The following is a 23,556-nucleotide window of genomic DNA, read 5'->3' as shown; positions in this document are numbered from 1 at the left end:
CCGGCGCTCGCGACATAGCGTGGGGGAGTGCCTCCCCGTACTCTGCGCGTGCTGGGCGTCGACCCGGGTCTGACCCGCTGCGGTGTCGGCGTCGTCGATGTCGCGCCCGATCGATCGGCGACCCTGGTGCACGTGGGTGTCATCCGTTCGGCACCGGACGCCCCGATCGAACAGCGCCTCGCGACCATCGCCGCGGGGATCCGCGCCGTCGTCCTGGCACACGGCCCGGCGGTCGTCGCGGTCGAGCGGGTGTTCGCGCAGCACAACCGCAGCACCGTGATGGGCACCGCGCAGGCGAGCGGCATCGCGCTCCTCGTCGCCGCCGAGCACGGCCTCCGGGCGGCCACGCACACCCCGAGCGAAGTGAAAGCCGCCGTCACCGGATACGGCGCCGCCGACAAGCGGCAGGTGCAGACGATGGTCGCCCGCATCCTGAGACTCGACGTCCTGCCGCAGCCGGCGGATGCCGCCGACGCCCTTGCGCTGGCGCTCTGTCACGCGTGGCGCACCCCGGCGGGGCGCTCAGAAGGTACCGGCGCAGCGCTCACCCCCGCGCAGCAGGCGTGGGCAGATGCCGAGCGTCGCTCGCAGGCACCGACGCGTGTCGGTCGAACAAAGATCCGAACGGGCGCGTAGGCTCGCGGGATGATCTCCTCCCTGCACGGAGCCGTCGCCTCGATCCTCGACGACGCTCTGGTGGTCGTCGTGGGCGGCATCGGCTTCGCCGTCGCCGTGACGCCCCACGTCGCGCGCTCGGTCTCGCTGGGCTCCGATGTGCACCTGCACACCCACCTCGTGGTGCGCGAAGACGCCTTCTCGCTGTTCGGTTTCGAGACCCGGGAGGAGCTGATCGTCTTCACCCAGCTCATCGGAGTCACCGGCGTCGGACCCAAGTCGGCCCTCGGCGTGATGTCGTCGTTGACCGTCGGCCAGATCGCCGAGGCGGTCACCGGCGATGACGACGCCCCGTTCCGTCGCGTGTCGGGCATCGGCCCCAAGACCGCGAAGCTGATCGTCGTGCAACTGGCCGGCAAGCTGGCGCCCCCGCGGGCGGCCGGCAGCACGGCCGCCCCCGCCGACGCGACCGTGCCGTCGCGGGTGACCCAGGCGCTCATCGGGCTCGGATGGTCGGAACGCATCGCCCTCGAAGCCGTCGCCGCGGTTGCGGAAGACGCGAGCGACGCCGACCGCACGTCCGTCCAGGCGCTGCTGCGCCTGACGCTTGCCGCCCTCGGTCCCGCACGGAAGGAGCACGCCGGTGGATGACGTCCACGACGCCGATGCGCCCGTCGACGACGTCGAACTGGCGATCGAGGGAGCGCTGCGTCCTGTTTCGCTCGCCGAGTTCGTCGGTCAGCACAAGGTGCGGGGTCAGCTGCAACTGCTGCTCGACGCCGCTCGCATCCAACAGCGCCCCGCCGATCACATCCTGCTGTCCGGCCCTCCGGGTCTGGGCAAGACGACGCTCGCGATGATCGTGGCGCACGAGATCGGTCGGCCCCTGCGGATGTCGAGCGGCCCGGCCATCCAGCACGCGGGCGACCTGGCGGCCCTGCTGTCGTCGTTGACGCCGGGCGAGGTGCTCTTCATCGACGAGGTGCACCGCATGGCCCGCTCCGCGGAGGAGATGCTCTACCTCGCGATGGAGGACTTCCGCATCGACATCATGGTCGGCAAGGGCGCCGGGGCCACCAGCATCCCGCTCGATCTCGCGCCCTTCACCCTCGTGGGTGCGACGACCCGCTCAGGGTTGCTGCCCAATCCGCTGCGCGATCGCTTCGGCTTCACCGCGCATCTCGAGTACTACGAACCCGACGAGCTCGAGCGGGTCGTCGAGCGCTCGGCGGTGATGCTGGACGTGACGCTCCCCGCAGCCGGTCGCGCCGAGATCGCGCGGCGCTCGCGCGGCACGCCGCGCATCGCGAACCGGCTGCTGCGCCGGGTTCGCGACTACCAGGTCGTCTACGGCACCCAGGCCGACGGCTCGGCCGTCGGGGCCGCGCTCGACCTGTACGACGTCGACGAGATCGGGCTCGACCGCCTCGACCGAGCGGTGCTCGACGCCCTCGTCCGGCGTTTCCAGGGCGGTCCCGTCGGTCTCGGTACCCTCTCGGTCGCCGTCGGCGAGGAGGCGGAGACGATCGAATCGGTCGTCGAGCCCTACCTCGTGCGGATCGGTTTCATGGGGCGCACGCCTCGCGGACGCGTGGCCACTCCACCCGCTTATGCGCATCTCGGTCTCGCCCACCCCGACGGCGTCCTCAGATTCGACGGCATCTGAATGACCTATAATCGGCGGAGGCTTTCGCCGACATCTCTTTAGGTTGTGCCCCTCGGTGCGCCTGATCCCGAAAGGCACCCTTCTTCATGGCTGACTTCTTCGCCAATTACGGCATCATCATCCTGCTGGTCCTGCTGCTGGTCTTCATGTTTTTCAGCTCGCGCCGCCGGATGCAGAAGCAGAAGACCGAGCAGGAGCAGAAGGCCCGTCAGACGGTCCCCGGCTCCGAGGTCCTCCTCCAGGGCGGTCTCTACGGCACCATCGTCGAGTACGACGCCGAGGACCTGGACAAGCCCGCTGTCGTCTCCATCGCCCCCGGTGTCGAGATCCGCGTGCACAGCCAGGCGATCCTGCGCATCGTGAACCCCGTCGAGGGCTTCGTGACCGAGGACGAGTTCATCGAGGCCGAGGAGAGCGAGGCCGAGTACATCGCCGGCGTCGCCGACGGCGACATCACCTCCATCAGCGACGACCAGAAGCGGTCGCGTGCTGAAGCGACCGACGAAGACCCGGAGAACCGCAACAAGCCCCTGGCCTGACCCGCCTCTCCTGCTCCAGAAGAAAGTCGACCCGTCGTGGCCACTTCCACCCCCGTCCGGCACGCCTGGCGTGCGCTGATCGGACTCATCGCGATCACGGCCGTCCTGTTCGGCGTCAATGCTCTCGGCGTCTTCGTCTTCAAGCAGAGCTCGTGGGTTCCCGAACTCGCCCTCGACCTGCAGGGCGGCACGCAGATCATCCTCGAGGCGCAGACCGCCGACGGGGCGAATCCGTCTGCCGAGCAGATGCAGCAGGCGGTGTCGATCATCCGCCAGCGAGTGGATGCTTCCGGTGTCGCAGAAGCGGACGTCACCACCGAGGGTGGCCGCAACCTCGTCATCCAGCTGCCGGGCGACGCCGACCAGGAGACGCGCGACCGCATCCAGGCCTCGGCCCAGTTGCAGTTGCGTGCCGTGCTGTACGCGGGCGCCCCGGCCAACACCTTCGTGGGTGACGACAACGTCGAGACCCCGTACCCGACGCCCGATCCCTCCCTCGAGGCGACGCCGACGGCGTCACCCACCAACGGCAGCGACACCGCGTGGATCACGCCCGCCCTGCAGGCCGAGTTCCTCGCGTACGACTGCGCCAACCCGGCGAACGACCCAGCCAACGCGCCGACGGACCAGCCGCTGATCACGTGCGATGTGAACACCTCGGTGAAGTACATCCTCGGCCCGGTCGAACTCGACGGCTCGGCGATCGACGATGCGACGAACGGCATCAACTCGCAGAACGGCCAGTGGACGGTCAACCTGAACCTGGACGACGAGGGCACGACGATCTTCGGCCAGATCAGCCAGCGGCTCTACGGCGCGACCGCGCCGCTCAACCAGTTCGCGTTCGTGCTCGACGGTTCGGTGCTGTCGGCACCCTCGATGAACGGTCTGATCCTCGACGGCAATCCGAGCATCTCGGGCAGTTTCACGCAGGAGTCGTCCAAGACCCTCGCCGACCAGCTGAAGTACGGCGCGCTGCCACTGAGCTTCCAGACCGTCAGCTCCGACACGATCTCGGCGACGCTCGGCTCGCAGCAGCTGCAGATCGGCCTGATCGCCGGGCTCATCGGCCTGGCCCTCGTGGCGATCTACTCGCTCATCGTCTATCGCGCGCTCGGCTTCGTGATCATCGCCTCGCTCGCGGTGATGGGCGTCCTGACCTACATCGCGCTGTGCATCCTCGCCTGGCGGATGGGCTTCCGCCTGTCGCTCGCCGGCGTCGCGGGCCTCATCGTGACGATCGGCTTCACGGCCGACTCGTTCATCGTCTACTTCGAGCGCATCCGTGACGAACTCCGAGACGGCAAGTCGATCACCGGCGCCGTCGAGGACGGCTGGAGCCGCGCGAAGCGAACGATCTACATCTCGAAGTCGATCAACATCCTCGCCGCCGTGGTGCTGTACATCCTCGCCGACGCCACGGTGAAGGGCTTCGCGTTCACGCTCGGGCTCACCACCGCGATCGACATCCTGATCTTCATCCTCTTCACCCACCCGGTCATGCAGCTGCTCGCTCGCACCCGGTTCTTCGGTTCGGGTCACCCCCTATCGGGGATGGACCCCACCGCCCTGGGGGCGGTCTACCGCGGCCGCGCCGAATTCCGCGCCCCCGTCGAGTCGACGGGCGGGCGCAACGCCCGTGCCCGTGGTGAGGCGCAACGCAGACAGACCATCGCCGAACGCAAACAGGCGGAACTCTCCGCCGAGAAGGGTGGCGGCAAGCGCGCCGCCGCCAAGGAGGACGACGACTGATGCGTTCCATGAGTCAGCTCGGAAACGACCTCTACACCGGTAAGACGTCCTTCCCCTTCGTCGGGCGTCGTCGGTTGTGGTTCATCATCGCCGCCGTCTTCGTGATCGCGTCGTGCCTGGTGCCGTTGATCCGCCCCGTGCAGTTCTCGATCGAGTTCACGGGCGGTTCGCAGTTCACCGTCTCGGGACTCTCCTCTCCCGATCAGTCGCTCGCGACCGATGCCGTCATCTCGGCCGTACCGGAGGCGACGACGAAGGTCACGACCATCGGTGACTCCGCGGTGCGGGTGCAGACCGAGCAGATCTCCGACGCCAACGAGATCGAAGCGGTGTCCCAGGCCCTCGCCGACGCGTACGACGTGCCCGCGTCCGAGGTCACGTCCTCGTTCATCGGCCCGAGCTGGGGAGCGGACGTCACCCGGCAGTCCCTGTGGGGATTGGGGATCTTCCTCGCCCTGACCTTCATCATCCTCGCGCTGTACTTCCGCACGTGGAAGATGTCGGTCGCCGCGATCATCGGCCTGGTCGACGTGCTGGTCATCACGATCGGCGTGTACGCCCTCGCCGGTTTCGAGATCTCACCGGCGGCCGTCATCGGGTTCCTGACGATCCTGTCGTATTCGCTCTACGACACCACGGTCGTGTTCGACAAGGTGCGCGAGAACACCCGCGAGGACGGCGAGATCTCCGGGCGCACCTTCGGCGAGTCGGTGAACCTCGCCGTGAATCAGACGCTGATCCGTTCGATCAACACGACGATCGTCGCCATCCTCCCGGTCGGGGCGATCCTCTTCATCGGCGCGATCTGGTTGGGCGCTCGCACCCTGAGCGACATCTCGTTGTCGATCTTCGTCGGCACGATCGTGGCGGCGTATTCGACCCTCTTCGTGGCTGCTCCGCTGTTCTCCCTGCTGCGGGAGAACGAGCCCGCCATCAAGGAACGCGACAAGCGCATCCTGGCGGCGCGCGAGCGCGCCATCGTGGACGCCTGAGCGCGAACCACGCACCGGGGCGAGCGTAGAATTGTGAGATTCGACGAGCGGGCGGGGGTGATCGGGTGACCGAGACGGCCCCCGCTGCGCCCACCTCGAGCCTCCGTCGGCTGGTTCCGCGCATCTTCTCCCGCGCGGCACGCCGCGACGACGTCGAGAAGCTGTTGCGCTCCGTGCGCACCCATCACCCGAAGGGTGATCTGGCGATCATCGAGCGGGCCTACGCGGTCGCGGATCGTGCCCACGCCGATCAGAAGCGCCAGAGCGGCGAGCCGTACATCACGCATCCGCTGGCCGTCGCGCAGATCCTCGCCGACCTCGGGCTCGGACCTCGCGCGATCGCCGCCGCGCTCTTGCACGACACCGTCGAGGACACGGGATATCCGCTCGACGAACTCGCCGCCGACTTCGGTGACGAAGTGGCGATGCTCGTCGACGGCGTCACGAAGCTCGACAAGGTCAAGTACGGCGAGAGCGCACAGGCCGAGACCGTCCGCAAGATGATCGTCGCGATGTCGCGCGACATCCGCGTGCTTCTGATCAAACTCGCCGATCGGTTGCACAACGCCCGCACCTGGGGCTTCGTGCCGCCGGAGAAGGCGGCCAAGAAGGCGACCGAGACGCTCGAGATCTACGCGCCGCTCGCCAATCGCCTCGGTATCCAGGCGATCAAATCCGAGCTCGAGGATCTCTCGTTCGCGGTGCTGCACCCGAAGATCTACGCCGAGATCGACAGTCTCGTGAAGCAGCGCACCCCGCAGCGGGAACAGTACGTGCAGTCCGTCATCGACGCGGTCGACGCCGATCTGCGCGAACTGCGCATCCGCGGCCGGGTGATGGGACGCCCGAAGCAGCTGTACTCGGTGTACCAGAAGATGATCGTGCGCGGTCGCGAGTTCGACGACATCTACGACCTGATCGGCATCCGCATCCTCGTCGGCACGGTCCGCGACTGCTATGCGGTGCTCGGCTCGATCCACGCCCGCTGGACCCCGCTGCCCGGTCGATTCAAGGACTACATCGCAACACCCAAGTTCAACCTCTACCAGTCGCTGCACACGACGGTCATCGGACCGGCGGGGCGAACGGTCGAGATCCAGATCCGTACGAACGAGATGCACCACCAGGCCGAGTACGGCGTGGCGGCGCACTGGAAGTACAAGGAGCGGATGGCGGGCGGCAAGGCCGACCCCAAGTCGCTCGACAACGACATGGCGTGGCTCGCCCACATCTCCGACTGGCAGGCGGAGACGGCCGATCCCGGGGAGTTCCTCGATTCGCTCCGTTTCGAGATCGGTGCGAAGGAGGTCTACGTCTTCACCCCGAAGGGGCGCGTCATCGGCCTTCCCGCGGGTGCGACCCCGGTCGACTTCGCCTACGCGGTGCACACCGAGATCGGCCACCGCACGATGGGGGCCAAGGTCAACGGGCGTCTGGTGCCGTTGGAGTCCGAGCTCAAGAGCGGTGACGTCGTCGAGGTCTTCACCTCGAAGAACCCGGACGCGGGGCCCAGTCAGGATTGGCTGGGATTCGTCCGCAGCACCCGCGCGCGCAACAAGATCCGCGGCTGGTTCACGAAGGAACGGCGCGAAGAGGCCATCGAGCAGGGCAAGGAGTCCATCGCGCGTGCGATGCGTCGACAGAACCTGCCGCTGCAGCGCCTGATGAACCAGGACTCCCTCGCCGAGGTCGCCCAGCAGTTGCGCTACGAGGATGTCTCCGCCCTGTACGCCGCTGTGGGCGAGGGCAACGTCTCCACGCAGTCGGTGATCGAGAAGGTCACGGCGCTGATCAGTGCCGGCGACACCCCGACCGGTTCGATCGACATCCCCCACGTCGGGCGCAGTCGAGCCCCGCGCGGCGGCGACTCGGGCATCCTGGTGCGCGGCGCCCCCGACATCCTCGTGAAGCTCGCGAAGTGCTGCACGCCGGTGCCCGGCGACGACATCGTCGGTTTCGTCACCCGCGGCAGCGGCGTCTCGGTGCACCGCTCCGACTGCACGAACGTGGCCTCGCTCAAGGCGCAGGAAGAGCGCATGATCGACGTGGAGTGGGCGCCCACCTCGAAGAGCGTGTTCCTCGTTCAGATCCAGGTCGAAGCCTTGGATCGCTCCGGATTGCTGTCGGATGTGACCCGAGTGCTCAGCGAGCATCACGTCAACATCCTCTCGGCCACCGTCTCGACCTCCAACGACCGGCTGGCCATCAGCCGTTTCGTGTTCGAGATGGGCGACACCGTGCACCTCGATCGGGTGCTCAACGCGGTGCGCCGCATCGACGCCGTCTACGACGTCTACCGCGTCACCTCGTCCTGAGACCCGCCCTCCGTCGCGGCGGTGCACGCCTGGCGGAGGAGACGGGCTGCGGGCACCTTGCGTGGTGCCCCTCGGGCACGGTCGAGCCACGCGATCGCCCGCTCGGCGGTCGCCGCGTCGCGCTGCGCCCACACCCGGGCGACGTCGTGGTCGCTGTCGAGGGCGCTCCGGGCGAGGTCGGCCAGAGTGCGCGGGGGAGTGGACACCGCCGCCCCGCCGAGCGTAACGAGGTCGGCGGCCGGGATGAGCGGGTCTCGGTAGACCAGCATCCGACCGAGGACGTGATGGATGCGGCGCTCCACCGCTCGCTGCACCGTATGGCGGCGGGGCGCCGTCTCGATCACGCCCCACACCCAGGCCGCGCTCTGATGGGTGGCGGCGAGCGTGTCGCCGAGGAGATCGTGCAGGGTCGCAGCGCGCAGCGCGCAGGTCTCGACGACGTCCGCGGGCACGAACGCCTCGCCGAGCGGCACGAGGTGACCGTCGAGGCACGCGGCCGTCAGCTCGGCCGTCGCCAGTCGGTCACCGGCGAAGTAGACGAACGGAGACCGCATGGCAGCAGTCTCACCGCTCGACGGGTCGCCGGACGGAGAGAGGGCGTACCTGTGGAGAACCCCGGTCCGAGTGGGGCCGGGTGAGTCAGCCCCCGACGGCGCGGAGCCAGGCGCGGCGAGCCTCGAGAGCCTCTGCTGCTTTCGAGGCGGCACGCTTGTCGCCGCGCGCCGTGGCCTCGGCGACCTCGGCTTCGAGCTTGTCGATCGCGTCGGTCAGCTGGCGCGTCATGTCGTTGGCGCGCGCCTTGGTCTCGGGGTTGTTGCTCTTCCACTCCGCGTCTTCACGCGTGCTGACGCTCTGCTCGATCTTGCGCAGGTCGTCGTCCAGCGCGCGTTCCGCGTCGCGCGGGAAGACGCGGCCGATCTCGTCCCACTGGCGTTGGATGGCGGTGAGCTGCTTGCGCGCCCGCGCCACGTCGCGCTCATCGACGATCGGGGCCGCCTCCACGAGGAGAGCACGCTTGGCCTCGATCTTGCCGCGCGATTCCTCGACATCGGCCGTCTCGCGCTCGGTCCGAGCCGAGTAGAGCGCATCACCGGCGGCCTTGAACCGCGTCCAGAGGGCGTCGTCGGCCTTCTTGCCCGCACGCCCTGCGGCCTTCCACTCGTCGAGCAGATCGCGGTACGCGCCGATGCCGTCCTCGCCACGAGGGGCGAGGGCCTCGGCACGCTCGACCAGTCGGGTCTTCGCGTCGCGGGCGCCCTTCTGCGTCTCGTCGAGCTCCGCGTAGAACTCGCGGCGGTGCTTGTCGACGGTGGCGCGTGCGTCGCGGAAACGGCGCCACAGCTGCTGGGCAAGGGCCTTCGGGAGACGGGGCGCGTTCTGCTGGTGGGCCTGCCACTGGTCGAACAGCGACGTCATGTCGGCCGACGCCTGCTTCCACTGCACCGTCTTGGGGTCGCGCGCCGCGATCGCTTCAGCCTGCTCGACGAGGGCCGTGCGCTCGCGCACCGCTTCGTCGACCGCTTCCTTCGCCGCGGCGGCCTCCGTGGCGGTCGCCGCGGCGAGCGTCTCGGTGAGAGCGTCGAGGCGGGTGCGGAGAGCACCCAGGTCACCGACGGCCGCGGCGTCGCTCACGCGCTTGCGCAGCGTGTTCGCGGTGCTGCGCAGATCGGACGCCGAAGCGCCGCCGCGGCGCGTGCGCACCTCGAGCAGGGTCACCTCGCCGGCGAGATCGGCGAACTTGCGCTGGAAGTAGCCCAGCGCCTCCTCGGGCGAGCCGTCGGGGTATTGCCCGACCACACGCCAGTCGTCGCCTTCTCGGACCGAAACGGTGCCGTCATCGTCGACGCGGCCCCATGGGGCCGAGGTCGTTTCGGGAGAATCTGCGCCAGCAGTCACGTAAAGCACCTCATCGCGGCTCGCGCCGTCAGCCTGGATGGACGCTTCGAGCCTAGTACGTGCCGTGTACCGCCGCAGGTCAGGGGGCCACCGTCGGTGACGGGGAGGCGGGATCGGATGCTGTGGGCGCGGGCGTCGGAGAGGCGGGCACCGAAGTCTCGGTCGGCGCGGGGGTGCCCGGACCGACGGTGAAGTACGCCACTTGAGCGCCGATGGCGCCGAGCACGATGACGCCGCCCACGATCGCCGCGATCACGTTGTCCCGGGTCCGCCGGCGCACCTGGGAGGCGCGGAACTCCTGACGGGCGCGGTACACCCGAGCCCGTTCCCGCGCTTCGCGCGCGGCGCGGTCCTTGCCACCTGTCGCCACACCGACCTCCTCCGCCCAGGAGCGTCCGGGCGCGAAGCATCCTACGCAGGACCGCTCGGCCGCACCAATCACCGCGCGGCCCGGGGTCGGTGGGCGCGATTAGCCTGGTCGCGTGACCTCTTCCTCCGCCCTGTTCCCGGGGCAGACGCCGCTCGCGGTGCGCATGCGCCCCACGAGCCTCGACGAGGTCGCCGGTCAGTCGCATCTGCTGCGCCCCGGGTCGCCGCTCGTCTCGCTCGCCTCGCCCGAGGTCGCACCTACGGCGTCGGGGTCGTCGGTCATCCTCTGGGGGCCGCCCGGCACCGGCAAGACCACACTCGCGCAGGCCATCGCCCGCTCTTCCGGCCGCCGCTTCGTCGAGCTGTCGGCCGTCACGGCGGGGGTGAAGGACGTGCGCGAGGTGATGCAGGAGGCCCTCAACCAGCGAGACATCTACGGCGCCTCCACGATCCTGTTCCTCGACGAGATCCACCGCTTCACCAAGGCGCAGCAGGACGCCCTGCTGCCGGGCGTCGAGAACGGCTGGGTCGTGCTCATCGCGGCGACCACGGAGAACCCCTCGTTCTCGGTCATCTCGCCGTTGCTCTCCCGGTCGCTGCTGCTCACCCTGCGCCCGCTCGGCGACGACGACCTCGGCGCGCTCGTCGATCGGGCGGTGACCGATCCCCGGGGCCTCGCCGGCGCGGTGCGGCTCGACGACGACGCGCGGGCAGCGCTCGTGCGCCTCGCCTCGGGCGACGCGCGCCGCGCACTCACCGCTCTCGAGGCCGCCGCCGCGATGACGGGCGGCGAAGCCGACGCTGACGATAGGGACGACGACGACGAGGACGAGGACGAGGACCAGGGCGAGGATGCTTCGGTCCCGACGATCACGGCCGACCACATCGCCCAGGCGGTCGATCGCGCACTGTTGCGCTACGACCGGCAGGGCGACGAGCACTACGACGTCATCAGCGCCTTCATCAAATCGATCCGCGGCTCCGACGTCGATGCCGCCATCCACTACCTCGCCCGCATGATCGAGGCGGGGGAGGACCCGCGCTTCATCGCCCGGCGTCTGGTCATCTCCGCCGCGGAGGACATCGGGCTCGCCGACCCGCAGGCCCTGCAGATCGCGGTGGCCGCGTCCGACGCCGTCGCGTTCATCGGCATGCCCGAAGGTCGCATCCCACTCGCCGAGGCCACGGCGTACCTCGCGACGACCGCCAAATCGAACGCGGCCTACAACGCGATCAACAGCGCCATCGCCGATATCCGGGCCGGTGGTTTCGGGCGCGTGCCGGTGCACCTCCGCGATGCGCACTACCCCGGCGCGAAGCGGCTCGGGCACGGCAAGGGCTATCGCTACCCGCACGACAGTGAGATCGGGATCGTGACGCAGCAGTACCTCCCCGACGAGCTGCGCGGCCGCCGCTACTACACGCCCACCTCGCACGGTCAGGAGCGCGACATCACCGCCCGACTGGAGAAGATCCGCCGGATCGTCGACGGCGAGTGAGGCTCCCGGGGCGCGGAGAGCGGCGTCTGATAGCATGAACCGGCTTGAAACAGAGTTTTCGGGCATCCCCTTCTTCCTTTGTTCACCTCCTGGCGCGCCCCGACGTGCGCACCGGCAGGGCGGAAGCGGGTGATACGTCCGTGAGCCGCGAAATGCGTGGCCACGTATCCGGAAGGACATCTTCGTGCCTACGAAGTCCCAGGACCGCCGCAAGGTCCGCCTGTCGCGCGCGCTCGGCGTCGCGCTCACCCCCAAGGCCGCCAAGTACCTCGAGAAGCGTCCCTACGCTCCGGGCGAGCACGGCCGCACCAAGCGCAAGCAGGACAGCGACTACGCTGTCCGTCTGCGCGAGAAGCAGCGTCTTCGCGAGCAGTACGGCATCCGCGAGAAGCAGATGCGCAACACCTTCAACGAGGCCCGTCGTGCCGATGGCCTGACCGGTGAGAACCTGGTCGAGCTGCTCGAGATGCGTCTGGACGCCCTGGTCGTTCGTTCGGGCTTCGCCCGCACCACCGCGCAGGCCCGCCAGCTCGTCGTGCACCGCCACATCCTCGTCGACGGCCAGACCGTCGACCGCCCGTCCTTCCGCGTGAAGCCGGGCCAGCTCATCCACGTCAAGGCCAAGAGCGAGGGCCTCGAGCCCTTCCAGGTCGCCGCCGCCGGTGGTCACGCCGAGGTTCTGCCCAACGTTCCGGGCTACCTCGAAGTCGACCTCTCGACGCTGCGCTCGCGCCTCGTTCGCCGCCCGAAGCGCGCCGAGGTCCCCGTGACCGGTGACGTGCAGCTCGTGGTGGAGTACTACGCCGCGCGTTGATCGCGACACCGACTCAGTCGGTTCGGAAAGGGCGTCGGGGTTCCCCGGCGCCCTTTCTGTCGGCCCGGCCGCTTCGAGCCCCGGGGCGAGGGTCGCACTACGATGTCAAAGAGCCGCGTTCGCGGCAGGTTCTGAGGATGGTGAGCATGAGGAAGTTCGGCTGGTTCGTGTTGGGAGTCGCCGGCGGCTTCGTCGTCGCGCACCTCGTCAACAAAGACCCGCGCGGTCACGAGATGCTCTCGCAGGTCGACTCCCGCATCAACGAGTTCACCGACCGCATCGGTGACGCCTACCGCGACCAGGAGGCGCAGTTCGCCGATCTCGTCGCTGAGACGCGCACTGCTGCCGCCGGCAGCGTCGCCGCGATCGCCGATGCCGCCTCCGACGTGAAGGATGCCGCCGCGAAGGTGGCGAACGATTCGGCCACCGCGGCCAAGAACGCCGCCGCACCCACCGACTGACCGACCGTCGCTGTGCCCGCCGTCGCGGGTGACGCGCGATCCTGCCCTCCGGAGATCTGATCCATGAAGACCGCTGCGATTGCCCAGCGTTACCTCGACTACTTCGAGAAGAACGGCCACACCGTCGTTCCCTCCGCCTCGCTGGTCAGTGACGACCCCTCGATCCTCTTCACGATCGCGGGGATGGTGCCGTTCATCCCGTACCTCACCGGTGTGGTGCCGCCGCCGTATCTCCGCGCGACGGACGTGCAGAAGTGCATCCGCACCAACGACATCGAAGAGGTCGGCAAGACCGCGCGTCACGGCACGTTCTTCCAGATGCTCGGCAACTGGTCGTTCGGCGACTACTTCAAGGAAGGCGCCATCTCCTACGCCTGGGAGCTGCTGACCTCCTCCGAGGCCGACGGGGGGCTCGGATTCGCCGAGCGCGACCTGTGGGTCACCGTCTACGAGGACGACGATGAAGCGGCGAAGCTGTGGCGAACGATCGCCGGCCTGCCGGAGGAGCGGATCCAGCGTCTGGGTCGCGAGGACAACTACTGGACCACCGGACAGCCGGGCCCCGCAGGCCCCTGCTCGGAGATCTATTTCGACCGGGGCCCGGCGTACGGGCGCGACGGCGGTCCGATCGTCGACGACAACCGGTTCACCGAGATCTGGAACCTCGTCTTCATGCAGTACGCGATCACCAACGTGCGCTCGAAGGTCGACTTCGACGTCGTGGGCGAGCTGCCCCAGAAGAACATCGACACCGGCATGGGCCTGGAGCGCGTGGCGTTCATCAAGCAGGGTGTCGAGAACATGTACGAGACCGACCAGGTGCGCCCCGTGCTCGACCGCGCCGTCCAGTTGTCGGGCCGGCGCTACGGCGCCGTGCACGAGGACGACGTGCGGTTCCGGGTGATCGCCGACCACGTGCGCTCCTCGCTCATGCTGCTCTCCGACGGGGTCACCCCCTCGAACGAGGGTCGCGGATACATCCTGCGGCGCCTGATGCGTCGTTCCGTGCGCTCGATGCGCCTCCTCGGCGTCGACGGTCCGACCTTCCCCGAGCTGTTCACCGCGTCGCGCGACGCGATGAAGGACGCCTACCCCGTCGTCGAAGAGGACTGGTCGCGGATCGCCCCCTACGCATACGCGGAAGAGGAGACGTTCCTTCGCACCCTCGCATCCGGATCGACGATCCTCGATCTGGCCGTGACGGAGACGAAGGATGCCGGCGGTGAGGCGCTCTCGGGGACGGAGGCGTTCCTGCTGCACGACACGTACGGCTTCCCGATCGACCTCACCCTCGAGGTCGCCGAAGAAGCAGGTCTCACGGTCGATCGCGCCGCGTTCGACACGCTGATGCAGGAACAGCGTCAGCGTGCCAAGGACGATGCCAAGTCGCGCCGTCGCGCCCTCGCCGACCACACCGTCTACCGCGAGTTCCGTTCGCTCGGTGAGACCGTCTTCACCGGCTACACCGACCTCGAGACCTCGTCCCGAGTGCTGGGCGTGCTGGTGGACGGCGTCTCGGTGGACCGCGCCCGCGAAGGCCAGATCGCGGAGGTCATCCTCGCCGAGACCGCCCTGTACGCCGAGTCCGGCGGCCAGGTGGCCGACAAGGGCGTCATCGTCGGCCCCGGGTACGAACTCGACGTCCTCGACGTGCAGAAGCCGGTGCCCGGACTCGTCAGCCACACCGTCCAGGTGAGCATCGGCGAGGTCGCCGTCGGCCAGCCGGCGACGACCGTGGTGGACGCCGCGAACCGCCGTGCCGCCCGCCAGGCGCACTCCGCCACGCACCTCGTGCACGCGGCGCTGCGCGACACCCTGGGCAAGAGCGCCACGCAGTCGGGTTCGCTGAACCGTGCCGGTTACCTGCGTTTCGACTTCAGCTGGGGTCAGGCGCTTTCGCCCGAGACGCGGTCCGAGATCGAGGAGATCGCGAACAACGCCGTACGGGACAACCTCGAGGTGACCACCCGGGTGATGTCGCTCGATGAGGCCAAGCAGGCCGGCGCGATGGCGCTGTTCGGGGAGAAGTACGGCCAGACCGTGCGGATGGTCGACATCGGCGGCCCGTGGTCGCGCGAGCTCTGCGCGGGCACGCATGTGTCCTCGAGCGCCGAGGTCGGCTTGATCAACCTCGTCGGGGAGTCGTCGGTGGGGGCTGCGAACCGCCGGGTGGAAGCGCTCGTCGGTCTCGACGCGTTCCGCGACCTCGCCGCCGAGCGCGCGATCGTGTCGCAACTGTCGTCCTCGCTCAAGACGCCGCGTGAGCAGCTGCCGGCGCGCATCGCCGAACTCGCCGCGAGCCTGAAGGCCGCGGAGAAGAAGATCGCCGCCTTCGAGTCCCGCGCACTCGCCGACCGGCTGCCGCAGCTGGTGGAGACCGCTCAGGCCGCCGGGGGAGTGAAGGTGGTGGCCCAGTCGCTGGGCACCGCGGCGTCCGCCGACGACGTCCGCTCGCTCGTACTGCAGGTGCGTGACCGCCTCGGCGCGGAGCCCGCGGTCGCCGCTCTCGGTGCGGTGGTGGGCGAACGCGTCACCGTGGTCATCGCCACCAACGACGCCGCGCGGGAGCGCGGCGTGAAGGCCGGCGCTCTCGCGAAGGTAGCGGCCGCCGCGCTCGGCGGCGGCGGAGGCGGACGCGACGACGTGGCCCAGGGCGGCGGAACCGATGCTGCGGCCCTCCCGGCGGCGCTGGACGAGGTGCTCGCGGCCGTTCGGACGACCGCGGCGTGACGGTGCTCCGCCGCGGGGTGCGGCTCGGCATCGATGTGGGCAAGGCCCGGGTGGGCGTCGCTCGCACCGATCCCGACGGTCTCCTCGCGGTGCCGATCGAGACCGTCGCTCGCGACGCGCAGTCGGTGACGCGCATCGTCGCGATCGCCGAAGAGTACTGCGCGATGGAGATCCTCGTGGGTCTGCCCATCAGTCTGAGCGGCGCCGACACGGCCTCCACCGCCGACGCGCGAACGTTCGCGGGCGAACTGGCGACAGCATCCGGGCTCCCCGTGCGCCTCGTCGACGAGCGGCTGAGTACTGTCAGCGCCCATGCTGCGCTGCGTCAGTCCGGGCGTTCTCAGAAAAAGTCTCGTAGCATTGTCGACCAGGTCGCCGCCGTCGTCTTGCTGCAGCAGGCGCTCGACGTCGAAAGACACTCCGGCAACCCGGCCGGATGGGTCGTACCTCCGGGACAGGAGCCCGCCTGACATGCCCGACACCCCGTCGCCGTTCGATGATCCACTGGCGGATCTGTACGGTCAGCTGCCCGACCCGGCGCGCACCTCGGGCGATGCCGCCCGTTCGGAGGCAGTGCCGTCGTCGCGACGCGCAGCCCGCGCTTCCCGAGGTCAGACCGGCCCCTCCGACGTGCAACCGCCGATCACCCGGCCGGCCGCCGCCCCCGCGCCGGAGCGCCCGGCAACCGCTTCGCCGCCCGAGCGAGGATCCGCAGCACCCGAGCGGACCACTGCCCCGGAGCGATCCGCGCCCCAGCGTCCGGTGGCGACGCGCGAGCGTCCTGCGGCTGGCGCGAGGGCGAACGGCGCGAGGGCGAACGGCGCGACCCGACCGGCGGCGACCGGCACCCTCGACGATCTGTTCACCGGCCGGCGCAGCGTCGACGATCTGGCCACGGTGGCGCCTCCTGCCGAGCGGCGGCGACGACGGATCGGCGGCTGGATCGCATTGATCCTGGTGCTGGTGCTGGTCGGCGGTGTCGCCGCCGGCGGTATCTGGGCGTGGAACACCTTCGGCACCCAGATCCAAGGGGTGCTCTCCCCGAAAGAGCGAGAAGACTTCGAACCCGGACTCGCGAACGGCGAGGCGTCGATCTCGATCGTGGGCGGCGACGCGGGCCCGCAGGTCTCGCAGAAGCTGTACGACGCCGGGGTTCTGAAGGCGCCGACCTCGCTGTACGACTACATGATCGAGACGAGCACGTCCTTCGTCTTCCAGCCGGGGGTCTACACGCTGCAGAAGCAGATGACCGCCGCCGACGCTCTTGCCGCTATCGGGAACCCGGCGAACAAGATGGAGTTCACCGCTCAGCTGCGCGAAGGCCTCACGGTGGAGGACAGTGTCGAGCTGCTTTCCGCCCAGCTCGCGATGCCGATCGAAGACTTCCAGGCCGCCGTCAGCGATCCCGCCGCCTACGGTGTTGCTGCCGACAGCCTCGAGGGATGGCTGTTCCCGGCGACCTACACGTTCGATCCGGGTGTGACAGCGAAAGACGTGATCACGCGCATGGTCGCGCGAACGGTCGAGTCGCTCGACACCGCCGGGGTTGCGGAGGGCGATCGGGAGCGGGTGCTGACGATCGCGTCGATCATCCAGCGAGAGGCCCGCTTCGAAGCAGACTTCTACAAGGTCTCGCGGGTCATCGCGAACCGCCTCGACCCGGGCAACCAAGAGACCTTCGGTCTGCTGCAGATGGACTCGACAGCGCAGTACGGGTACGGCGAGAACCACGATGGGACGGCGAGCTCCTCGCAAGAAGCCCTCGACGACGACAACCCCTGGAACACGTATCGTCACCCAGGGTTGCCGATCGGACCGATCTCCAACCCGGGCGACCTCGCGATCGACGCGGCTCTGCACCCCGCCGACGGCGATTGGCTGTACTTCGTCACGGTGAATCTCGACACCGGCGAGACCGTGTTCACCAACAACTCCGCTGACCACCAGGCCGCCGTCGACCAGTGGATCTCGTGGTGTCAGGACCACCCCGACTCGGGATGCTGACCGCCACCCGGCTGGCGGTGTGGGGCGATCCGATCGAGCACAGTATCTCGCCTCGCCTGCACGCCGCCGCCTATGCGGTGCTCGATCTGCCGTGGGAGTACGAGCGCCGCCGCGTGGGCGAGGCCGAGTTCGCCGGTGCGCTCGCCGGCCTCGGATCCTCCTGGCGCGGACTGTCGCTGACGATGCCGCTCAAGCGGGTGGCGGCAGCATCCGCGTCGACGATCGACGACTCCGCGCGACGCACCGGCGCGGTGAACACCCTGCTGCTCGCCGCTGACGGCCCACGCGGCTTCAACACCGACGTGGACGGACTGGTGGCCGCCCTTCACGACGACGGCGTCGACGAGGTCGCCCGCGGCCGCATCGTGGGCGCCGGCGCGACCGCCGCGTCCGCCCTGGTGGCGTTCACCCGATTGGGCGCTCGCCACGTCGAGATCGTCGCCCGCCGGCCCGAGGCCCTCCCGCCGCTGATCCGGTTGGGCGACGAGCTCGGGGTCGCGGTGTCGGGAGCGCCGTCCGAGGGCGCCGGCCGCGCCACCGTGACCATCTCCACCCTGCCCGGCGGTGCCGATCTCGGGGAGCGCGCGACGTCGCTCGCCGCCGACGGCGGACTGCTCGTCGACGTCGTCTACGGATCATGGCCGACGCCGCTGGCCGAGACGTGGCAGCTGGCGGGAGGACGAGCGCGGTCGGGACTGGGGATGCTGGCGCACCAGGCCCTGCGCCAGGTGCGCATCTTCGTCAACGGCTCGCCCGACGAACCCGTTGAGCGGGAGGCGGACGTGCTGGCGGCGATGCGTCAGGCCGCCATGGGAGACTAGGGACATGCTTCGCGTGCTCACGGCCGGTGAATCCCACGGCCCCGAACTGGTCGCCATCATGGAGGGCCTCCCCTCGGGCGTGCCCATCTCGTCGGCGGCCATCCGCGCCGACCTCGCCCGCCGCAAGCTCGGCTACGGGCGCGGTTCGCGGATGAAGTTCGAGGAGGACGAACTCTCGATCTCGTCGGGCGTCGTGCACGGCTACAGCCTCGGCAGCCCCATCGCGCTGCGCATCGCCAACACCGAGTGGCCCAAGTGGGTCGAGGTGATGAGCCCCGAGCCGGCGGAGCTGACGGAGAAGTCCCGCGGCCGCGGCGCCCCGCTCACCCGTCCGCGTCCCGGCCACGCCGACCTGGTCGGCATGCAGAAGTACGACTTCGACGAGGCCCGTCCGATCCTCGAGCGGGCGAGCGCCCGCGAGACCGCGGCGCGCGTGGCGCTCGGCGCGGTGGCGCGTGCCTTCCTCGCCGAGTTGGGCATCCGTCTCGTCAGTCACACGGTCGCCATCGGGCCCGTGTCGGTGCCGGAGGGCTCGGCCTTCCCGCATCCCGATGATGTGTCGACGCTCGACGCCGATCCGCTGCGGTGCTTCGACGTCGCCACGAGCGCGCTCATGGTCGCCGAGGTCGACGCGGCGAAGAAGGACGGCGACACCCTCGGCGGCGTGGTCGAGGTGCTCGCCTACGGACTGCCTCCCGGGCTCGGTTCGCACGTGCACTGGGACCGCCGGCTCGACGGCAAGCTCGCCCAGGCCCTGATGAGCATCCAAGCCATCAAGGGCGTCGAAGTGGGCGACGGTTTCGTCACGGCGACCCGCCGCGGCTCCGCTGCGCACGACGAGCTCTTCGTGACCGACGACGGGATCACCCGTTCGAGCGATCGAGCCGGAGGCACCGAGGGCGGCATGTCGACGGGCACCGTGCTGCGCGTGCGCGCCGCGATGAAGCCGATCGCCACCGTCCCGCATGCCCTCCGCACGGTGGACGTGGCGAGCGGGGAGACCGCGGCCGCCCACCACCAGCGCTCCGACGTCTGCGCCGTGCCTGCGGCCGGTGTCGTGGCCGAAGCCATGACCGCGATCGTCCTCGCCGACGTCGTGCTGGAGAAGTTCGGCGGCGACAGCGTGGGCGAGACCCGCCGCAACCTCGAGTCGTACCTGGCGCACCTGCCGGCGACGCTGCGCACCACCGCCGACAGCGACGCCACGCTCGCCGCGCATGAGCGCTGAAGCCCTCGTTCTGGTCGGTCCGATGGGGGCCGGCAAGACGAGCGTCGGTCGGCGGGTCGCGAAGGCCCTCGGTGTGACCTTCTCGGACACCGACGCGCGCATCGCCCGGGAGCACGGGGCCATTCCCCAGCTGTTCGCCACCTACGGCGAGCCGCACTTCCGCCGCCTCGAGCGCGAGGCCGTCCGTGAGGCCCTCGCGGCCGGTGGCGTGGTCTCCCTCGGCGGAGGCGCCGTGCTCGACCCCGACACGCGCGCGGAACTCACCGCGCACCGCGTCGTGCTGCTCACCGTCCACCCCCGCGTGGTGGCCGGCCGGATGCGCGACGAATCGCGACCGCTCCTGAGCGGAACCGACGCGATCACCCGCTGGCGCGAGATCTACGAAGCGCGCCGCCCCCTGTACGAGGAGGTCGCCGACGTGACCTTCGACACCAGCTCCGGGCCGTTGCAGGTCGCCGTCGACGCGATCACCGCCTGGGCGCGCACCCGCGAAGCAGCGCCGAAAGAGGACTCATGACCGACTCGACCATCATCACCGTCGCCGGCGATTCCCCCTACGACGTGACCGTGGGGCACGGGATCCTCGCGGATCTGGGGGCGCTGCTGCCCGCCGCCGCGCGCAAGGTGCTCATCGTGCACCCGCCGACCCTCGGTGAGCGGGCGGAGCGCCTGCGCGCCCAACTCGTCGGCGACCGGGAAGTGCTGCTCGCCGAGATCCCCGACGCCGAGCAGGGCAAGCGGGTCGAGGTGGCGGCGTTCTGCTGGCAGATCATGGGCCAGTCCGATTTCACCCGCACCGACGTGGTCGTCGGCTTCGGCGGGGGAGCGGTGACCGATCTCGCCGGTTTCGTCGCCGCGACCTGGTTGCGCGGAGTCGCTCTCGTCCAGGTGCCGACCACCGTGCTCGCGATGGTCGACGCGGCCGTGGGCGGCAAGACCGGCATCAACACGGCCGAAGGCAAGAACCTCGTGGGTGCGTTCTGGCCCCCGCACGCGGTGATCTGCGATCTCGACCTGCTGGATTCGCTGTCCCGCAACGAGGCCGTCGCCGGCTTCGCCGAGGTCGTGAAGGCGGGTTTCATCTGGCATCCCGAGATCTTGGACGTCATCGAGGCCGATCCCGAGAACGTGGTCGACCCCCGCAGCGAGGCCTTCCGTCGCTCGATCGAGCTCGCGATCGACATGAAGGCCCGCGTCGTCGGTGAGGACCTGCGCGAAGCAGGCCTGCGCGAAGTCTTGAACTACGGCCACACCCTCGGGCACGCGATCGAGCACGCCGAGCGGTACCGGTGGCGTCACGGGGCGGCGGTGTCGATCGGCATGGTCTTCGCCGCCGAACTGTCCCGCCTGGCGGGCCGGCTCCCGGATGCCGTCGTGCAGCGCCACCGCGACGTGCTCGCCTCGCTCGGACTGCCGACCACCTACCGCGGCGGGGCGTGGCGGACGCTGCTGGCGACCATGCAGCGCGACAAGAAGAGCCGGGGCGGGATGCTGCGCTTCATCGTGCTGGATGACATCGCGCGCCCGACCGTGCTGCAAGCGCCTGACGAATCCCTGCTGTTCGCCGCCTACCAGGAGGTCGCCGAATGACCGATCGCCGTCTGCTGCTCGTCAACGGACCGAACCTCAACCTGCTGGGCACACGCCAGCCCCACCTGTACGGCACCGAGACGCTCGCCGACGTCGAGCGGGTCACGGCGGATGCTGCGGCCGCCCGCGGCTTCGAGGTGCGGGCGGTGCAGAGCAACCACGAGGGGGTGCTGATCGACGCCGTCCACGCGGCGCGCGAGGACTGCGCCGGGATCGTCATCAACGCCGGCGGGTTCACCCACACCTCCGTCGCGCTCCGCGACGCCCTCAGCGCGGTGGACCTCCCTGTCGCGGAGGTGCACATCACCGACATCACCGACCGCGAGCCCTTCCGCCAGCATTCCTACATCGCGGACGTGGCCGCGGTGCACGTGATCGGCGAGGGCGTGCCCGGCTACGCGCGCGCGGTGACCCTGCTGATCGACATCCTCACCGGGACGGTCGACGGCTGAGGATGCTCTCGTCGAGGTCGGCGAGCAGTTCGGCGACGTCCTCGTAGACGGCTGATGCACCCGCGGCGAGAAGCTCTTCCCGCCCGTAGCCGCCGCTAAGCACACCGATGCTCGCGACGCCCGCACGCTTCGCGGCCTCCACGTCCCACACCGAATCGCCCACCATGACCGCGTCCTCCGCGGGGGAGTCGGCGCGAGCCAGGGCGGTCTCGACGATGTCGGGGTCGGGCTTCGCGCTGCCGACATCCTCCGCAGAGGTGACCGCGTCGAGCGAACCGTCGACGTCCAGCACCGCCAGCAGCTGATCGAGTTCGGCCTGAGGAGCGGACGTGGCGAGCACGACCGTCTGGCCGCGCTCGTGCAGCGCGTCGAGCAGGGCGCGGGCCCCGCTGATCGGACGGAGGCGCTCGGCCATGTCGGCGTAGATCCGGCTGTGCTCGTCCTTCGCCGCCTCACCGAGCTCGTCGGCGTCGTCCCCCAACGCCTGTTCGAGCAGTTTCGAGGAGTCCATGCCGATCGAGCGGTGGATCCGCCAGACGTCGACCGGATGCCCCACCGAGGCGAAGGCCCGATCCCACGCCTCGACGTGGAGGTAGTTGGAATCGACGAGGGTGCCGTCGATGTCGAAGAGGACGGCGGGACGATCGGAAGCAGTGTGATGGGGCACGAAGACAGAAAATCGTGCGCGCCCGAACCCTCGCGAGGGGCTGGTGACGCACGCCGAAGTGTGCTGTCCCGTAGAATCGAGCGTCGGGCCTTTCGCGGGTCCATCATCTCCTCACGAACGGACACCCTCCAGCCATGGCATCCACCGCAGACATCAAGAACGGCGTCGTCCTCAACATCGACGGACAGCTGTGGAGCGTCGTGGAGTTCCAGCACGTCAAGCCGGGCAAGGGCGGCGCGTTCGTCCGTACCAAGATGAAGAGCATCATGACCGGCAAGGTCGTGGACCGCACCTACAACGCCGGCGCCAAGATCGAGATCGAGAACGTCGATCGCCAGGACTTCACCTACCTCTACGCCGACGGTGACAGCTACGTCTTCATGAACACCGACGATTACGACCAGATCACCGTTCCCGCGACCGTCGTCGGCGACGCCGCCAACTACCTCCTCGAGAACCAGGTCGTGACCCTCGCGACGAACAACGGCAACCCGCTGTACGTCGAGCTGCCCGCCTCCGTCGTGCTCGAGATCACCTACACCGAGCCGGGCCTGCAGGGCGACCGCTCCTCGGCGGGCACGAAGCCGGCCACCGTTGAGACCGGGTACGAGATGCAGGTTCCCCTGTTCGTCGAGACCGGCACGAAGGTCAAGGTCGACACCCGCACGGGCGACTACCTCGGCCGCATCAGCTGACGCGGACCGCCGATGAGCGCACGCACGAAGGCCCGCAAGCGCGCCCTCGACATCCTCTTCTCCTCCGACGTCCGTGGCGAGCAGCTGCCCGTCACCCTCGCCGCCGAAGCGCAGCGCGCGGTGAACGAGCCCGCCCGCGAGGCTTCGTGGTTGTACGCCCGCGACATCGTCGACGGCATCATCGATCACGGTGACGAGATCGACGAGCAGATCGTGACGTACGCGAAGGACTGGACGCTGGCGCGGATGCCCGCCGTCGACCGGGCGCTGCTGCGGATCGGCACCTGGGAGATCCTCTTCAACGACGAGGTGCCCGCCGCGGTGGCGATCGACGAGGCCGTGGAGCTGGCGAAGGAATTCTCCACCGACGAATCGGGACCGTTCGTGCACGGGGTGCTGGGTCGAATCTCCCGCTCCGGCTGATCGCCGCAATGGCGCCCGACCCGAGGCT

At 69.4% G+C, this 23,556-nt stretch carries 24 protein-coding genes; 20 read left to right on the top strand and 4 right to left on the bottom strand.

Annotation, left to right across the window (positions count from 1 at the left end; genetic code table 11):
- The first annotated feature begins 27 nt into the window (after nt 1-27).
- The 7 genes from ruvC (at nt 28) to ACFXP5_RS02100 (ending at nt 7,879) form a co-directional block, all read left to right on the top strand.
- Nucleotides 28-636, top strand: coding sequence for a crossover junction endodeoxyribonuclease RuvC (gene ruvC / locus ACFXP5_RS02130; RefSeq protein ID WP_394543324.1), 609 nt, complete (start codon nt 28-30; stop codon nt 634-636).
- 9 nt (nt 637-645) lie between these two features.
- A complete protein-coding gene (gene ruvA, locus ACFXP5_RS02125) occupies nt 646-1,266 on the top strand; it encodes a Holliday junction branch migration protein RuvA (protein WP_394543323.1) in 621 nt (206 codons plus the stop codon).
- A complete protein-coding gene (gene ruvB, locus ACFXP5_RS02120) occupies nt 1,259-2,281 on the top strand; it encodes a Holliday junction branch migration DNA helicase RuvB (protein ID WP_394526591.1) in 1,023 nt (340 codons plus the stop codon). Before ruvA ends, ruvB begins: the two co-directional genes overlap by 8 nt.
- Nucleotides 2,282-2,367: 86 nt before the next feature.
- The gene (locus ACFXP5_RS02115; protein ID WP_394543322.1) at nt 2,368-2,820 is read left to right on the top strand and encodes a preprotein translocase subunit YajC; all 453 of its coding nucleotides are present in this window, start codon (nt 2,368-2,370) and stop codon (nt 2,818-2,820) included.
- A gap of 36 nt (nt 2,821-2,856) precedes the next feature.
- Nucleotides 2,857-4,572: a protein translocase subunit SecD gene (secD, locus tag ACFXP5_RS02110; protein ID WP_394543321.1), complete on the top strand. Its 1,716-nt coding sequence runs from the start codon at nt 2,857-2,859 to the stop codon at nt 4,570-4,572.
- Nucleotides 4,572-5,564: a protein translocase subunit SecF gene (gene secF / locus ACFXP5_RS02105; RefSeq protein WP_394526586.1), complete on the top strand. Its 993-nt coding sequence runs from the start codon at nt 4,572-4,574 to the stop codon at nt 5,562-5,564. The genes secD and secF overlap by 1 nt, the downstream gene beginning before the upstream one ends.
- A gap of 65 nt (nt 5,565-5,629) precedes the next feature.
- On the top strand, nt 5,630-7,879 hold the full coding sequence (locus ACFXP5_RS02100; protein ID WP_394526584.1) for a RelA/SpoT family protein: 2,250 nt from the start codon (nt 5,630-5,632) through the stop codon (nt 7,877-7,879).
- On the opposite strand, the gene ACFXP5_RS02095 is transcribed toward ACFXP5_RS02100, so the two are convergent.
- The 3 genes from ACFXP5_RS02095 to ACFXP5_RS02085 form a co-directional block, all read right to left on the bottom strand.
- Nucleotides 7,858-8,433 carry a hypothetical protein gene (locus ACFXP5_RS02095; protein ID WP_394543320.1) on the bottom strand — a complete coding sequence of 192 codons (576 nt, stop codon included), beginning with the start codon at nt 8,431-8,433 and terminating at the stop codon, nt 7,858-7,860. The two genes, ACFXP5_RS02100 and ACFXP5_RS02095, sit on opposite strands and share 22 nt — an antisense overlap.
- An 85-nt stretch (nt 8,434-8,518) precedes the next feature.
- The gene (locus ACFXP5_RS02090) at nt 8,519-9,775 is read right to left on the bottom strand and encodes a DUF349 domain-containing protein (protein ID WP_394526580.1); all 1,257 of its coding nucleotides are present in this window, start codon (nt 9,773-9,775) and stop codon (nt 8,519-8,521) included.
- Between the two features lie 79 nt (nt 9,776-9,854).
- Nucleotides 9,855-10,145 carry a dioxygenase gene (locus ACFXP5_RS02085; protein WP_394543319.1) on the bottom strand — a complete coding sequence of 97 codons (291 nt, stop codon included), beginning with the start codon at nt 10,143-10,145 and terminating at the stop codon, nt 9,855-9,857.
- A 112-nt stretch (nt 10,146-10,257) separates the two neighbouring features.
- Between ACFXP5_RS02085 and ACFXP5_RS02080 the strand changes: the two genes are divergently transcribed.
- The 11 genes from ACFXP5_RS02080 to ACFXP5_RS02030 all read left to right on the top strand — a co-directional run bounded on the left by ACFXP5_RS02080 (nt 10,258) and on the right by ACFXP5_RS02030 (nt 21,743).
- The gene (locus ACFXP5_RS02080; RefSeq protein ID WP_394543318.1) at nt 10,258-11,643 is read left to right on the top strand and encodes a replication-associated recombination protein A; all 1,386 of its coding nucleotides are present in this window, start codon (nt 10,258-10,260) and stop codon (nt 11,641-11,643) included.
- A gap of 184 nt (nt 11,644-11,827) precedes the next feature.
- On the top strand, nt 11,828-12,457 hold the full coding sequence (rpsD, locus tag ACFXP5_RS02075; protein WP_394526574.1) for a 30S ribosomal protein S4: 630 nt from the start codon (nt 11,828-11,830) through the stop codon (nt 12,455-12,457).
- A gap of 146 nt (nt 12,458-12,603) precedes the next feature.
- On the top strand, nt 12,604-12,918 hold the full coding sequence (locus ACFXP5_RS02070; RefSeq protein ID WP_394526572.1) for an ATPase: 315 nt from the start codon (nt 12,604-12,606) through the stop codon (nt 12,916-12,918).
- Nucleotides 12,919-12,981: 63 nt separating this feature from the next.
- Nucleotides 12,982-15,648 (top strand): alanine--tRNA ligase, encoded by a 2,667-nt coding sequence (gene alaS, locus ACFXP5_RS02065; protein ID WP_394543317.1) that lies wholly within the window; start codon nt 12,982-12,984, stop codon nt 15,646-15,648.
- Nucleotides 15,645-16,118, top strand: a complete 474-nt coding sequence (gene ruvX, locus ACFXP5_RS02060; protein ID WP_394543315.1) for a Holliday junction resolvase RuvX — start codon at nt 15,645-15,647, stop codon at nt 16,116-16,118. Before alaS ends, ruvX begins: the two co-directional genes overlap by 4 nt.
- Before the next feature lies 1 nt (nt 16,119).
- Nucleotides 16,120-17,652, top strand: a complete 1,533-nt coding sequence (gene mltG, locus ACFXP5_RS02055; RefSeq protein ID WP_394543314.1) for an endolytic transglycosylase MltG — start codon at nt 16,120-16,122, stop codon at nt 17,650-17,652.
- A complete protein-coding gene (locus ACFXP5_RS02050; RefSeq protein ID WP_394544162.1) occupies nt 17,646-18,473 on the top strand; it encodes a shikimate dehydrogenase family protein in 828 nt (275 codons plus the stop codon). Before mltG ends, ACFXP5_RS02050 begins: the two co-directional genes overlap by 7 nt.
- A gap of 4 nt (nt 18,474-18,477) precedes the next feature.
- Complete coding sequence (gene aroC / locus ACFXP5_RS02045) at nt 18,478-19,701, top strand: chorismate synthase (RefSeq protein ID WP_394543312.1); 1,224 nt, start codon at nt 18,478-18,480, stop codon at nt 19,699-19,701.
- Nucleotides 19,691-20,218, top strand: a complete 528-nt coding sequence (locus ACFXP5_RS02040) for a shikimate kinase (protein WP_394526563.1) — start codon at nt 19,691-19,693, stop codon at nt 20,216-20,218. The genes aroC and ACFXP5_RS02040 overlap by 11 nt, the downstream gene beginning before the upstream one ends.
- Entirely contained in the window at nt 20,215-21,291 is a 1,077-nt protein-coding gene (gene aroB, locus ACFXP5_RS02035) for a 3-dehydroquinate synthase (RefSeq protein WP_394543311.1), read from the top strand. Before ACFXP5_RS02040 ends, aroB begins: the two co-directional genes overlap by 4 nt.
- Nucleotides 21,288-21,743: a type II 3-dehydroquinate dehydratase gene (locus tag ACFXP5_RS02030; RefSeq protein WP_394526559.1), complete on the top strand. Its 456-nt coding sequence runs from the start codon at nt 21,288-21,290 to the stop codon at nt 21,741-21,743. The genes aroB and ACFXP5_RS02030 overlap by 4 nt, the downstream gene beginning before the upstream one ends.
- Here the strand turns inward: ACFXP5_RS02030 and ACFXP5_RS02025 are convergent.
- A complete protein-coding gene (locus ACFXP5_RS02025; protein WP_394543310.1) occupies nt 21,721-22,410 on the bottom strand; it encodes an HAD family hydrolase in 690 nt (229 codons plus the stop codon). The genes ACFXP5_RS02030 and ACFXP5_RS02025 overlap by 23 nt on opposite strands.
- 134 nt (nt 22,411-22,544) lie before the next feature.
- Here ACFXP5_RS02025 and efp point away from each other — a divergent pair, with 134 nt between their 5' ends.
- Together efp and nusB are read left to right on the top strand one after the other, a co-directional pair.
- Nucleotides 22,545-23,105, top strand: coding sequence for an elongation factor P (efp, locus tag ACFXP5_RS02020; RefSeq protein ID WP_394526556.1), 561 nt, complete (start codon nt 22,545-22,547; stop codon nt 23,103-23,105).
- 12 nt (nt 23,106-23,117) lie between these two features.
- Entirely contained in the window at nt 23,118-23,528 is a 411-nt protein-coding gene (gene nusB, locus ACFXP5_RS02015; protein ID WP_394543309.1) for a transcription antitermination factor NusB, read from the top strand.
- The last annotated feature ends 28 nt before the right edge of the window (nt 23,529-23,556 follow it).

This window comes from Microbacterium hanjuni, from assembly GCF_043556395.1.
GTDB lineage: Bacteria > Actinomycetota > Actinomycetes > Actinomycetales > Microbacteriaceae > Microbacterium.
Note: the sequence above shows the minus strand (reverse complement) of the source record. Positions and strands in the feature narration are given on the sequence as shown.

What these genes read in the sequence shown, in the direction of transcription:
- ruvA (WP_394543323.1), top strand. Translation starts at nt 646, where the DNA reads ATGATCTCCTCCCTGCACGGAGCCGTCGCCTCGATCCTCGACGACGCT.
- ACFXP5_RS02115 (WP_394543322.1), top strand. Translation starts at nt 2,368, where the DNA reads ATGGCTGACTTCTTCGCCAATTACGGCATCATCATCCTGCTGGTCCTG.
- secF (WP_394526586.1), top strand. Translation starts at nt 4,572, where the DNA reads ATGCGTTCCATGAGTCAGCTCGGAAACGACCTCTACACCGGTAAGACG.
- ACFXP5_RS02095 (WP_394543320.1), bottom strand. Translation starts at nt 8,433, where the DNA reads ATGCGGTCTCCGTTCGTCTACTTCGCCGGTGACCGACTGGCGACGGCC.
- ACFXP5_RS02070 (WP_394526572.1), top strand. Translation starts at nt 12,604, where the DNA reads ATGAGGAAGTTCGGCTGGTTCGTGTTGGGAGTCGCCGGCGGCTTCGTC.
- alaS (WP_394543317.1), top strand. Translation starts at nt 12,982, where the DNA reads ATGAAGACCGCTGCGATTGCCCAGCGTTACCTCGACTACTTCGAGAAG.
- mltG (WP_394543314.1), top strand. Translation starts at nt 16,120, where the DNA reads ATGCCCGACACCCCGTCGCCGTTCGATGATCCACTGGCGGATCTGTAC.
- ACFXP5_RS02050 (WP_394544162.1), top strand. Translation starts at nt 17,646, where the DNA reads ATGCTGACCGCCACCCGGCTGGCGGTGTGGGGCGATCCGATCGAGCAC.
- aroC (WP_394543312.1), top strand. Translation starts at nt 18,478, where the DNA reads ATGCTTCGCGTGCTCACGGCCGGTGAATCCCACGGCCCCGAACTGGTC.
- ACFXP5_RS02040 (WP_394526563.1), top strand. Translation starts at nt 19,691, where the DNA reads ATGAGCGCTGAAGCCCTCGTTCTGGTCGGTCCGATGGGGGCCGGCAAG.
- aroB (WP_394543311.1), top strand. Translation starts at nt 20,215, where the DNA reads ATGACCGACTCGACCATCATCACCGTCGCCGGCGATTCCCCCTACGAC.
- ACFXP5_RS02030 (WP_394526559.1), top strand. Translation starts at nt 21,288, where the DNA reads ATGACCGATCGCCGTCTGCTGCTCGTCAACGGACCGAACCTCAACCTG.
- efp (WP_394526556.1), top strand. Translation starts at nt 22,545, where the DNA reads ATGGCATCCACCGCAGACATCAAGAACGGCGTCGTCCTCAACATCGAC.
- nusB (WP_394543309.1), top strand. Translation starts at nt 23,118, where the DNA reads ATGAGCGCACGCACGAAGGCCCGCAAGCGCGCCCTCGACATCCTCTTC.